10 protein-coding genes are annotated in these 12421 nt (G+C 47.0%); 1 reads left to right on the top strand and 9 read right to left on the bottom strand.

Annotation, left to right across the window (positions count from 1 at the left end; all coding sequences use genetic code 11):
- Positions 1-116: 116 nt before the first annotated feature.
- The 4 genes from ACUUJN_RS11230 to ACUUJN_RS11215 form a co-directional block, all read right to left on the bottom strand.
- Complete coding sequence (locus ACUUJN_RS11230; RefSeq protein ID WP_028542387.1) at positions 117-668, bottom strand: DUF2062 domain-containing protein; 552 nt, start codon at positions 666-668, stop codon at positions 117-119.
- Between the two features lie 190 nt (positions 669-858).
- A complete protein-coding gene (locus tag ACUUJN_RS11225) occupies positions 859-3312 on the bottom strand; it encodes a glycogen/starch/alpha-glucan phosphorylase (protein ID WP_484669637.1) in 2454 nt (817 codons plus the stop codon).
- A 45-nt stretch (positions 3313-3357) separates the two neighbouring features.
- Complete coding sequence (gene glgD / locus ACUUJN_RS11220; protein ID WP_023988336.1) at positions 3358-4461, bottom strand: glucose-1-phosphate adenylyltransferase subunit GlgD; 1104 nt, start codon at positions 4459-4461, stop codon at positions 3358-3360.
- Positions 4462-4484: 23 nt separating this feature from the next.
- Positions 4485-5630, bottom strand: a complete 1146-nt coding sequence (locus ACUUJN_RS11215) for a glucose-1-phosphate adenylyltransferase (protein ID WP_023988335.1) — start codon at positions 5628-5630, stop codon at positions 4485-4487.
- Positions 5631-5887: 257 nt separating this feature from the next.
- Between ACUUJN_RS11215 and ACUUJN_RS11210 the strand changes: the two genes are divergently transcribed.
- Complete coding sequence (locus ACUUJN_RS11210) at positions 5888-6025, top strand: hypothetical protein (RefSeq protein ID WP_341058350.1); 138 nt, start codon at positions 5888-5890, stop codon at positions 6023-6025.
- Between the two features lie 115 nt (positions 6026-6140).
- Here the strand turns inward: ACUUJN_RS11210 and ACUUJN_RS11205 are convergent, their stop codons facing one another.
- From ACUUJN_RS11205 to ACUUJN_RS11185, 5 genes are all read right to left on the bottom strand, one after another.
- Entirely contained in the window at positions 6141-6953 is an 813-nt protein-coding gene (locus ACUUJN_RS11205; protein ID WP_023988333.1) for a DUF3891 family protein, read from the bottom strand.
- A gap of 131 nt (positions 6954-7084) precedes the next feature.
- Positions 7085-7873, bottom strand: a complete 789-nt coding sequence (locus ACUUJN_RS11200) for a response regulator transcription factor (RefSeq protein WP_028542389.1) — start codon at positions 7871-7873, stop codon at positions 7085-7087.
- Positions 7845-9809: a sensor histidine kinase gene (locus tag ACUUJN_RS11195; RefSeq protein WP_484669636.1), complete on the bottom strand. Its 1965-nt coding sequence runs from the start codon at positions 9807-9809 to the stop codon at positions 7845-7847. Before ACUUJN_RS11195 ends, ACUUJN_RS11200 begins: the two co-directional genes overlap by 29 nt.
- 46 nt (positions 9810-9855) lie before the next feature.
- Positions 9856-11502 (bottom strand): type 2 periplasmic-binding domain-containing protein, encoded by a 1647-nt coding sequence (locus ACUUJN_RS11190; protein WP_484669747.1) that lies wholly within the window; start codon positions 11500-11502, stop codon positions 9856-9858.
- A 26-nt stretch (positions 11503-11528) separates the two neighbouring features.
- Complete coding sequence (locus ACUUJN_RS11185) at positions 11529-12416, bottom strand: carbohydrate ABC transporter permease (RefSeq protein WP_484669635.1); 888 nt, start codon at positions 12414-12416, stop codon at positions 11529-11531.
- Between the last annotated feature and the right edge of the window lie 5 nt (positions 12417-12421).

The raw sequence follows: 12421 nt of genomic DNA, 5'->3' as shown, positions 1-12421 counted from the left end.
AGAATGGATACATATATTCCTTAGACGTAATACAAAAATAAAAGTTGCTTGCCCCAACTCAAAGAAGCCCTTCGGACCTAATAAATAGGCTCGAAGAGCTTCTTTCCTATGCATCGTTATCCATTCTTCAGCAGTCTGGCCGCCGAAAATGCTGCACCATGACGCAACTTCCGCTTTTCCAACCGTTTGTGCAGCGAACGATTATACAGAACCTGAATGACAAAATACGAGATAATGCCCAGCACCACACCGAAAATCGACATGCCGATCAGGATGTGCAAGCCTCCGTGCAGCAAGTCTCTGAATACAGACCAGTTGCCGTGAAACAGCTCCATAAAAGAATGCTCGTGAAGTCGTCCGCCCCTGACATGTACCGGGTAATGGGATGGATAAATCCAAGCCCCCACTTGCTTGGCGAATGGCATCAGTACAATTGGCAAAAAGGTTAGCTTACCTACAACGTTACCCACAATGGCCGCAGGCAACGAGCCGCCGGACAGACGAACAATCGGATAAAAAACAAGGTATACCAGAGAAGCCGTGGAAATCACAATCATCTCCAGCGCAAAGCCAATGGCGAAGCCCAAAGAGATCTTTTTAACTCCACCAGGGGCGCGCAATAGCTTGATGAAATTCAGCCGAATCGCACGCCATATATTTTGAAACATATTATATTTCTTCTTCGATTTATGAGGTTTGAGCCTTTTCGGATTGAGCTTTATCAATAGGAGGACTCCTTCAACAGTACTATTCAAGTTCAGGAATGAGTTAATACAGCTCCCATCCTTACTTATGTCTATACTGTCATTATAACCCTCAGCGTTCGAAAAGCAATGTTATTCCGCCTGTTTCGCCGTTTTAGGACAGAATTCGCTTGTTGACATCGTTTTGGAGAGGTACAATGTCCCAAATCTCAGCCGCGTACTGCTGAATCGTACAATCACTAGAAAATTTCCCAGAATGGGCCATATTCACAATAGCACGCCGAGTCCACTCCGAGGGATTCCGATACACTTGTTCAATGTGAACCTGTGTATCCACATAGGATGCAAAGTCTTTGAGCACAAAGTATTCATCATTATGATCAATCAGGGATTGATAAATGGCCTCAAATTCCCGTTCATGCCGCGTAAAAGGAGCATCGTTCACGAGTTGATCCAACACTTCACGCAGTCTTTCGTCACTATTGGCTGTTTTGCGCGCCGAATACTGGCCGTCCCGGTAATATGCCTCGATCTGATCCACCTTCAATCCAAAAATGAACATGTTGGCATCCCCTACCATTTCATGCATTTCAACATTGGCTCCGTCCAATGTACCTATTGTGAGCGCACCGTTCATCATAAATTTCATGTTCCCTGTGCCTGAGGCTTCCTTGCCTGCCGTGGAAATCTGCTCACTGACATCCGCCGCAGGAATAATCAGCTCCGCTAGCGAGACCGAATAATTTTCAAGGAAAACGACTTTCAGCTTGTCCTTGACATCTACATCCCGATTGATCGTGTCCGCCACGTTGTTAATAAGCTTGATCGTCTGTTTGGCGAGAAAATAACCGGGGGCGGCTTTGGCTCCAAAAACAAACGTGCGTGGCGTCACATCCAGGCCAGGATTACTTTTAAGCTGACTGTATAAATGCATCACATGCAAAATGTTGAGCAGCTGTCGCTTATAACCATGTAACCGTTTGACCTGTACATCAAAAATGGAGGACGTATCCAGTCGTACTCCCTGTTTTGCAAAAACATGCTCAGCGAGCCTGACTTTATTATTTCGCTTAATCGCCTGTATCCGTTCTTTGAACGACTCGTCCCCACTGTAACGAAGCAGGTCGATGAGCTCCCTTGGACGGGTCCTCCAACGTGTGCCGATGGTCTCATCGTACAAGCTTGCCAGCTCCGGGTTAGCGTGCATCAGCCAGCGGCGATGGGCAATCCCGTTTGTTTTATTATTAAAACGGTCAGGGTACAGCTCGTGAAACGACTTCATCTCTCGTTCCTTTAATATTTGCGTATGCAGCGCAGCCACCCCATTAACGCTGTAGCTGCCGACGATTGCCAAGTGAGCCATACGGATTTGTTCACCGTGAATAATCGCCATTTCACCAATTTTGATGTCCTGGCCTGGGTAACGCTCCAGTAGCATAGCGCAATAACGTTTGTTAATTTCTTCAATGATCAAGGAAATACGAGGTAGTAGCTCCCGTACCATATTGACAGGCCATTGTTCCAGCGCCTCACTTAATATCGTATGATTCGTATATGAAACGGTTCGTGTCGTAATATCCCATGCTTCGTCCCAGCCCAAGCCCTTCACGTCCATCAGAATACGCATCAGTTCCGGTATAACCAGCGTCGGATGTGTATCGTTAATGTGCAGTGCTATTTTATCGGGCAACTGGGCGTAAGGTAAACGAAGCTTCTCGAACGTACGCAAAATACTTTGCAGGCCGGCCGAGCACAGGAAATACTGCTGCTTCAAGCGAAGCAGCTTCCCCTCATAATTGGAGTCATCCGGATATAGAAATGCCGAGATGGATTCCACCGATCGATTGTAGTCGAGAAAGCGGTAATAACCGCCCTCGCCTCGAATCGGTCCTCGAACGGGATCAAGCGCTGATTCCGCACTCCAAATCCGCAGCGTATTCACCTGCGCATGACCATAGCCCACCAGCGGAATATCGTAAGGGACAGCCCAGACCGTTTCGGCATCCTGTGTCTCGAATACAAGACGTCCCTCCTGTTCACGGGTTTCCACTCTTCCCCAAAAATGAACCTCGACCTTTTTGTCAGGACGGCGTTCCTCCCAGACATTCCCTTTCTGTAGCCAGTAATCCGGCAGTTCAACCTGATTGCCGTCCACAATACGCTGTTCAAACAGACCATATTTATATCGGATACCGCAACCATGTCCTGCATAGCCAAGGGATGCCAGCGAGTCCATGAAGCAAGCCGCCAGACGGCCGAGGCCACCATTGCCTAGCCCCGCGTCCGCCTCCTGTTCTTCAATTTCCTCCAGATCCCAGCCCAGTTCACCCAATGCCTGCCGAACCATATCCAGTACGCCCAAATTCAACAGATTACTGCCCAATAGACGACCTATCAAAAACTCCAGTGAAAAATAATAAATCTGCTTCTCTTGTCCTTCTTTGTAGGCTTGGTTCGTTTCTGCCCAATTCTTTCCAACTTGTTCACGAATCATGCCACCCAAAACCTTATATACATCTTCCGACTGAGCCTCCTGCATCGGTTTGCCCAGCCTTCCGACCAGTTGCTCTCGAAAAGCCTGCTTAAATGCTTCTTTATTGCTGAACAAAGTTGTACCTCCTGTTATTTCCGTTTTAATGGCTAAGTATATCCTTTAAATTACGCTATTCTTGGCAATGACATAGGGAACTCTAATGTCTCCAATCAGAGTTCGATCTGGTGAAAGCTGTACATCTTTATCTAAAACCACATTCTCCACAACTGCCCCTTTACGGATGACGCATTTTTGCATAATAATCGAGTTGCTTACCCGCGCACCCTCCTCCACCCGTACTCCACGGAAAAGAATACTGTTCTCGACCTTGCCCCCAATGGTGCAGCCATTGGCAACAAGTGAATGATCCACCTCGGCGCTGTGCGTATAACGGGTCGGGGCTTCATACTTGATTTTGGTATGCACCGGCTGATTCTGAAACAGTGCATGATACTGCTCCTGATCCAGCAGCTTCATGCTATTTTTATAGTAGCTCTCGATAGAATTAATGACCGCATGATAACCTTCATAACGATACGCATAAATGCGCAGTCCACTTGGGTTTTTCTGGATGGCATCGCGAAAGAAATGATTATCCTGATGGGCAATGCAATGCTTCACCTGATCCAGATACAAGCCTTTGTCCATCACGAACATTTCCAGATAAATATTATGATGATCCTGCTCCTGATGAATACCAGTCACTCGTCCGTTCTCATCAATCTCCAGTCGTGCACAAGGAGCATGCTCAGATTCGAGCTGGTCTATGGGTTTATATACGAGGGTAACATCTGCATTTTTCTCCCGATGATAACGGTATACATCCTCGATATCAACCTTATTGACATGCTGAGTTCCTGCGTGAACAATGGTTTGCCCCGATGAGCGATGGAAAAAGTCCAGATTGTTGTGCACATGCTGCAAATCCCCACGTGATGCATCCGTCGGATCATTCCAGTCCGGTGGCAAAATAAACAACCCGCCCCGTCTGCGGTCTAAATCCCAAGGCCGGCCTTCACCCAGATGATCCAGCAGCGAACGGTATTTGCGGCGGATAAACAGTGCAATATCATGCACCCCTGCATGCATCATGTTGGATAAGGTAAAATCAATGAGCCGATATCGACTGGCAAAGGGGACTGCGGCCCCGCACCGGAAATAGGTCAACTCCTTCAACTGATCCAGTTCGTGATCCAGGTTGATAACTCCAATGAGTCGGCTCATAGCAGACACCGTCCTTATCCGGGTTAAATTCGTGCATGAAGCTGGCTTTCCTGATCGAACAAAATAATCTCATCAGAACTATCTTCAGGTCCGATAAACGCGTTGTCTTCAATAACGATGTTCTCATTCACGATAGCCCGGTGGATACGTACATTGCGCCCAATTTTTACGTTTGGCATGATGACAGAATCGGTAATAACGCTCCCTTCACCTACTTCGACCCCATAAAATAGTACAGAATGCCTTACTTCTCCATCCACCATGCAGCCTTCATTTACAATGCTGTTTTTGAGGATTGCCCGTTGGGTTATATACTGGGCCGGTTGATTAGGACTGCGGGTATAGATGCGCCAGAAAGGATCGTTCAGATCCAAAGGCGGATCCTGAACCAGAAGATCCATGTTGGACTCCCACAAGCTCTGAATGGTACCTACATCCTTCCAGTACCCGGCAAACGGGTACGCATACAACGACCGACCATGCTGAAGCAGCAATGGAATGATATCCTTGCCAAAATCATGTGAGGATTCAGAATCGCTTGCACTTTCCAGTAAATAGCGACGTAACACCTCCCATTTGAACAAATAAATGCCCATGGAGGCCAATGTGCTTTTCGGCTGATCAGGCTTCTCCTCAAAGTCATATATTTTCAGATCATCATCGGCGTTCAATATCCCAAATCGTTTGGCTTCCTGAATCGTGACATTGATGACAGAAATGGTGCAGTCTGCTTCCTTCTCCTTGTGATAGTGGAGCATTCGACTGTAGTCCATTTTATAAATGTGATCCCCTGACAGAATGAGTACATGCTCTGGGTCATACTGATCCAAGAAATGCAGGTTTCGATAAATTGCATCCGCCGTGCCCCTGTACCAGTTGTTTCCATTTTCTTTCTCGTGCGGTGGTAAAACAAAAACTCCTCCATCCAGGCGATCCAAATCCCAGTCGCTCCCAACGCCGATATAGGAATGAAGCACCAACGGCTCGTATTGGGTCAGTACGCCTACGGTGTCTATACCAGAATGAGTGCAATTGCTGAGAGGGAAATCAATAATGCGGTAAGTTCCTCCAAAAAATACTGCCGGTTTGGCTAGTGTACGGGTAAGTCCTTTGAGTCTTTTGCCTTGTCCGCCGGCGAGCAGCATGGCAACCACTTCCTTCTTTCTCATAACAAAGACCTCCCTGTCATGTGCGTCTGAAGCAATTGTGGCGGGATATTTAATAATATCCATTAAACATGAAAAGACAGTCGTAATCGTTTCATTGGCGAAGGAACGGGTAAGATTTGATGGAGAAGGGTAAAATCATAGTTATGCGGAACGAGTGCAAGGAATCACTAAATCGTAAAATCCCGTTCATCTTTTCACATTTTGGATGCTTTTAAAGCAAGCGTGTATGACAACATGATCATAAGGAGGCGTTATTCATGAAGAATAAAAAATGGGTGGTAGCCGCATTGGGAATGGGTGTTACGTATCTGATGAAAAATAAAGGGGCACGCGATAAGGTATTGAATAAGGTACAGACTATTGCCAATCGTGCGAAAACATCTGCAAAATCGTAAAATGTTAAAGCTAGAAAAAAGCGAGCCTCTCTGAAGCATGGTTCAGGGAGGCTTTGCTCTGACTTTTCTCTGCGTCTACGAACAAAATATTGTTCGAGGCTGTATCCGTAGACGGTCAGGCGTTCTCCTTATGTTCTTCTACTTCCATGATATGTTCAACGGTAAAGGTTCGATGCGTCCATTCGGAAGAACGGTAAGCCTCTAGGAGACCAAAGGTACGAATTTTCTCCTTGTCCACCTTCTTAAAGGTATGAGTAATCCCTACCTTGCCCCTGAAAGGAAAAAAGGAAAGACCTACAGTCTGATCCGATAGCCACTCGGCCCAAACTCGCCCGCTTTCATGTCGAACAGCCGGGAAGCTTAAACCTTCAGCAAACCATTCATAATCTGCTGTAGGCGTGCCCGGCTCTCGGCTGCACAAAAACAGACTCAATTCGTCACAAAACAACATTCTCCGTACATCCGTCCGCACTTGATGGTCGAAGGTTACGCCACATGCCAGCTCCTGTTTGAGCCTCTGACGACGCTGTGCCTCCGCTTCCTGATAAGCATGCGTAATCTGCTTGTCCTGAGCGTTTTGATGCTCGGTCCGTCCGACTAGCTCCTTGTACATCAAGCTACACAGCAACGCCGCATACGTATTACCTTGTTCGACTTCATCAATCCCAAGACGATAGAAAACAAAACGAGGATTGAGCGGAAAATCAATAAACGTATAAGGTGCAGACACATGATCATTCCAGAAAGGAGCAGCGTCTAACTGTATCCAGCCCCGATCATGCTCCCTTGCTGCATATACAAAATCCTGCTTATGACGTCTATTCTTGAAGGCACTCTCTTCCCATTGTGAAGCCAACTCACCTGAAATATGGGCATGGTCATGCTGCGTCGTCATGATATAAGCTTGGTCCGTTTCATAAATAACCATATGCTCTCCCCTTCCGTTCGGCGATTCGTGTGATTGTGTACAAACTCTCTGATTGAAGGCGATGGTTATGCTTACGTTTATTATATCAGGATAAGGTTAAAAAGGCAGTGAAGTTTTCCGCCTCTTTATATCTAATTACCCCTTTGATTCTGCACTCGAAACTGTTGCGGGGTCATCCCCTCCAGCTCACGAAACACTTTGTTAAAGTGCTTTGCATTGTCAAAGCCCACGTTAGCCGCAATTTCATAAATCTTGCCCCCTTGACACTCCAGCAGCTTTTTGGCTTCTGTAATGCGCAGCCTTTTTACATATTGAACAAAGCTAAGGCCTGTATAGGCTTTGAACGCCTGACTAAAATACGTATAATTCAAGGATACTGAATTGGATACTACTGCCATATTCAAATCCTCGCTGTAATGAGCATGGATGTATTGGATAGCACGTGTCATACTACCGCTTCTATCGACGATGGCACTCGCGCCAGCTAGTCTATCTTTATCTACGCTGACAACACCATCGTATATGAGGTGGTTCCTCTGCTTCAATTCCTCATTCAAAACTGCCAGCGCACCGAACAGTTCCTCCCTTACGATCGGCTTGAGCAAATACTCCCGTGCCCCACAGCGAATCGCTTCGCGCGCATACTGGAACTCGTCATATCCACTGAGAATGATTACCAAAGGTCTGCGACCCGGCTCCAGCTCGTGAATATGCTGCATCAGCATAATGCCATCCATAACAGGCATACGGATATCCGTTATCACCAACTCGGGCAAAAACTGCTTCACATGCTGCCAGGCTTCCATTCCGTCCTTGACCAGTACACATTCATAGAGACCGGAAAATTCCCGTTCGATCATAGCTTGAAGTCCCATTCGAATATTTTTCTCGTCATCCGCAATCAACAGCTTGGTCGTCATGGTCTGCCCCCCTCATCATGTAACGTTTAGGCAAAATCAGGGTCACTGTCGTCGATTGTCCGGGGATGCTGTCTAGTCTTATGCCATACTCTTCGCCATACTGCATACTCAAACGGCGATGCACATTATACAAACCGATTCCCCCATTCATCCCGGGCTCGTGGGAATCCATTTCCGTTCGCGCTAGACCAGCCATGATGGCGTTTCTTCTTTCTTCAGATATCCCCACTCCGTTATCCTGTATGCGCAATTCTATAATATCCTGCTTAGGGCAGGCTTCAATCGTGATGCTGAATGGGCTTTGCAATGCACTCCAACCGTGCTTGATAGCATTTTCGACTACAGGCTGCAGCGACATTTTCAGCATCTCCAGTTCCATAAACGCCGACGATAGATGAATTTCCAATCCAATTTGGTTATCGTGGCGAATGTTCATGATGGCCACATAATGCTGAATATGGCGGATTTCATCCCGCAAAGCAACACACGATCCCGACCATTGGAGATTATAACGCATCATCGAGCCAAGGGAGGTAAGGGCATCCGACAGCGGATACTGTCGTTCTATCTCCGCCATCATTTTTAAATTTTCCAATGTATTATAGAGAAAATGGGAATCAATCTGATGCTTGAGCGCTAGCAGCTCAGCCTCCTGAGCAGCGGCCTGCTTGTGTACTGCCTCGGCAATGAGTCCGTTAATCCGACTCAGTAGACTGCGAAAATATAGAGCCAGCTCAGCCACTTCTCCCCGCCCATATACTGGAATTCTAAGCTGAAAGTCACCCTCCTGCTCTACTTTTTTCATGGATTCACGCAGTGTATGTAGCTGCTTGAGAATGAAGGCATGCAGGGTATAAGAAATGACGGACATAAACAAAATCAGCATACTAATAATGAGCAGCATGGCATTGCGTTTCTGACGGAGATCACCCAGCGGACCGTCCAGCGCCACCACATTTAGCAAATAGGCGTCCAACCCTTCTATATAACGGTACATGCCGAGATAAGGCTTATTCTCATAGGAAAAATCAAAAGCACCACCCGGTCCCTGAACCTGGGACTGAAACAGATGGTGCACATGGGACAGAGGGATCGAAATTGAATCTGATTGAGAGGAAGCTGTAGCTATATCGGTAGAAGACATTGGTTTATCAGCGTTCCTTGAGCTGGAATCGTCGCCGTCTAGAATGAACATTTGCCATGCGCGGTCACGTTGTGGGATTCCAAATACTCTAGGTGAAAATAGCTCCAGCCTCATGTTTGTTTCTACCAACCCTGCGTGTCTTCCTCCGGTAGACTGAATTTCACGCAGCAGTGCCATATACTGCACTGTCTCACTTTCCTGCCGGGATTGCCCCAGAAGTAAGCTTTTCGGCCCCTTGTACATTTCCCACCATATTTTCCCTTGTCGGAGTTGGGCCGTTTTCAGCCAGGAAGCTTTAGGCAGTCGTGATTCATTAAAAATCATCGGCCATATTTCATGTGCCTGAGGATTACTCGTATACAGTCGAATGTTCTCTACATTGGGATTACTGTACAGCAAGTGCTGTAAATTTGGAAACACATTCAAGTTGAATTGGACCAGCTCATCGCTGCTTATTTCACGTTCCTCGGTCAGATAACGAAGTACGTTGCGATCTGAGATCGCAAGCTGTGCGGTTCGCTCCATAATTTCCATATTGCTGTGAATATGGGCCAGCTCTGTATCCAACACATAATGATTTTGTACGGTAATGTCTTGCATGGTATTCTCGTACAGTTGGTGAAAGGTATATAGCGAGAACAATACCACCGGAATTAAAATGACTCCGATATACGCGACAATGAGCTTAACTTGAAGAGAGCAACCGCCAAGCCGATCGGCCGTCCCCTTCATCCACTGCCATATAGTGCTGCGCAGCAGGCTCTTCATCTGTGAACGTGCACGGCCTGGCATGAAATCACATCCTTAGGGGTTCAATAGATTAAGTCATCGAATTAAATCATTTGGTGAACTGTTCAATTTTCTTAAGGTTTTCCTCATAGGCTTTTTGCTGATAGGCCATAACTTTGTCATATCCTGCTTTTCTGCGATCTTCCAAAAAGCGAGCAAACAGCTGGTCGAATTCCTCATCTGAGGAAGCCAGCAGCAGCTTCGGCAATGTCTTGCCCCAAATTTTATCTATCTGGCCTGACGCAATGCCCTCCGCCGAAGTTCCGGTCGGTTTGATATTGTCATATTGGGAGAAGCCTTTCGTCTTGCCTTTCGTCCAATCCTCTGGCTGCTTATACGGCTCGACGCTGGGCGGCGCCCACTGCAAATTCATATTCGTATCCATCAGCATCCAGAAGGTGAAGGAGGCTCCATATTTTTTATCAAAAGCAGAACGATCCTTGTTCAGCAGCTCCTGCACCTCTGGCTTGAAGGCTGGCTTACCGTTAACCATGTCCCACAGCTTGCCCTGCTCCCCCAGATACAGATCGCGGTTTCCTTCCTCGCTAATCAGATAAGTCAGAAATTCAATAGCCCGCTCCTTGTCTTTGACATCCTTCGAAATAAGCGTCACCGTCCAGCCGGAAATACCCGGCCCAGCCAGCGTCGGCGGGTCCAGCTTACTGTTCGAAGGTCCATCCACCGCGATATAGACGGAGTTCGGGTCCTTCGCATATAACATTACCTGTTGTGTGGCAAAGTCAGAGCGCTGATATAACATGGCAAAATATCGGCCCTGTGCCACCTTTTCCTCCATTTGCGGACGTTTGTCGATAAATACGTCCTTGGCGATCAGGCCCTGCTCATTTGCTTGACGGAATGTTTTGAGCCAGCGAATATACTCTTCGTCCGAACGACGATCGTATAGCTTGCCGTCTTTTTCATGAGGAATGGCTAGGAAGTTAAGTAAATAGTCTTCAAAAGAATAATTTCCGTTATCCGTAAATTCGTGGAATCCCATCGGGATAAGAGGCTGACCGTTCACCTCTGGAAATTTCTCTTTCACTTTTTGAAGCGCTTTCAAAAATCCTTCCGGTGTTCTCATATCCGGCTTGCCGATCGCCTCGTACATATCCTTCCGAACCATAAACGTCTGGTTGGAAACAAAATTTTGGCCGTATTTTTGATAATCCTGTGGCGAAGAAGAAGCGTTAGGATACCCGTAAACATTCCCGTCCGTTTGGCGATACCAGGACATTTTCGCCGGATCAGCTATTTTAATCAGATACGGATCGTATTTCTCGGCCAGCTTGTTGAGCGGAAGTACCATCTTGCCCTCAATCATTTTTTTGACCGCGTCCTCTCCCCAACCAAGCGTGACAAAATCAGGCAGCTTGCCGGAGGCCAGCATGGTGTTGAGCTTTTCATTTTCATTTCCTGCGGGTACGATAAAATTGACACTGACCCCAGTCTTTTGCGTAACATACTTCGAGGTCATATCCGTCCCCCACTTGTTCGGGAACCAGGAAAAGTTCAAATACCAGTCAAACGTAATCGGCTCCATATCCGCCTTCCATCCCGGTGCATCTGCCGTAGCCTTGGTCTTCTCGTCCTGTAATTCCGTGACAGTACCGCCTCCACCGGACGTACATGCCGCGAGCAAACCCACCAGCAGAACAGAAGCCAACAGCCCCTTCTGCCATTTGCGAATGTTCATCATAAATCTCCCCCTTGGATGATGTGCTATCCCTTAATCGAGCCGATCATCAGACCCTTGACGAAATATTTTTGCAGAAAAGGATATACCAGTACAATGGGCAGCGTCGTCACAACCATCGTCGCCAGCTTGATCGATTGCGAAGTGACGGACTGGGCAACGACCCCCGGTGCAGCAGCCATCATCTGATTAGAGCTGGATTGAGCAACAACCCGGTACAAATACGTTTGAATCGGCTGAAGATCCGTATTATTAATATAGATCATTCCAGTAAAATAATCGTTCCACTGGTATACCCCATGAAACAACGCAATCGTCGCTACTACCGGCATGGATACAGGAAGCACGATCCGGCAAAAGATACCGAAATCGTTCGCACCGTCTATTTTCGCCGCCTCTTCCAATGCATCCGGCAGTTCTCGGAAAAAGGCCATAAAAATAATGAGGTCAAAAAAGCTGAACATTGTAGGAATGATGTACACCCAAAAGCTGTCCAGCAGTCCGAGATCACGAATCAGCAAATACGTTGGAATCAATCCCCCACCAAAAAACAGAGTAATGGTGCCAATCAGCATATATAGCTTGCGCCCGATCAGCTCCTTACGGGAATATGCATATGCAATCATAGCGGTAAAAAACACATGAACAATCGTGCCGATAAGCGTCTTGGCAATAGTCACTCCCATCGCAGTCATAATACCGTTGTTAGCAAATACGGCCTGATAGCTGCCCAGACTGAATACTCTTGGCCACCAGTAAATGCCGCCCCGCATAGCGTCTGCTCCTTCGTTAAAGGAGTTCACCAGCACATACCACACGGGATACAACGTGACAAAACAAATGATCAGCATGAAGACGTTGTTCACGAAATCGAATATCGCTTCGCCTGCTGTTCTGCGTTGCAATAGCTGCATGCACC

This window comes from Paenibacillus sp. LRG-1, from assembly GCF_057220305.1.
Note: the sequence above shows the minus strand (reverse complement) of the source record. Positions and strands in the feature narration are given on the sequence as shown.

What these genes read in the sequence shown, in the direction of transcription:
- ACUUJN_RS11230 (WP_028542387.1), bottom strand. Translation starts at nt 668, where the DNA reads ATGTTTCAAAATATATGGCGTGCGATTCGGCTGAATTTCATCAAGCTA.
- glgD (WP_023988336.1), bottom strand. Translation starts at nt 4,461, where the DNA reads ATGAGCCGACTCATTGGAGTTATCAACCTGGATCACGAACTGGATCAG.
- ACUUJN_RS11215 (WP_023988335.1), bottom strand. Translation starts at nt 5,630, where the DNA reads ATGAGAAAGAAGGAAGTGGTTGCCATGCTGCTCGCCGGCGGACAAGGC.
- ACUUJN_RS11210 (WP_341058350.1), top strand. Translation starts at nt 5,888, where the DNA reads ATGAAGAATAAAAAATGGGTGGTAGCCGCATTGGGAATGGGTGTTACG.
- ACUUJN_RS11205 (WP_023988333.1), bottom strand. Translation starts at nt 6,953, where the DNA reads ATGGTTATTTATGAAACGGACCAAGCTTATATCATGACGACGCAGCAT.
- ACUUJN_RS11200 (WP_028542389.1), bottom strand. Translation starts at nt 7,873, where the DNA reads ATGACGACCAAGCTGTTGATTGCGGATGACGAGAAAAATATTCGAATG.
- ACUUJN_RS11195 (WP_484669636.1), bottom strand. Translation starts at nt 9,809, where the DNA reads ATGCCAGGCCGTGCACGTTCACAGATGAAGAGCCTGCTGCGCAGCACT.
- ACUUJN_RS11190 (WP_484669747.1), bottom strand. Translation starts at nt 11,502, where the DNA reads ATGAACATTCGCAAATGGCAGAAGGGGCTGTTGGCTTCTGTTCTGCTG.
- ACUUJN_RS11185 (WP_484669635.1), bottom strand. Translation starts at nt 12,416, where the DNA reads ATGCAGCTATTGCAACGCAGAACAGCAGGCGAAGCGATATTCGATTTC.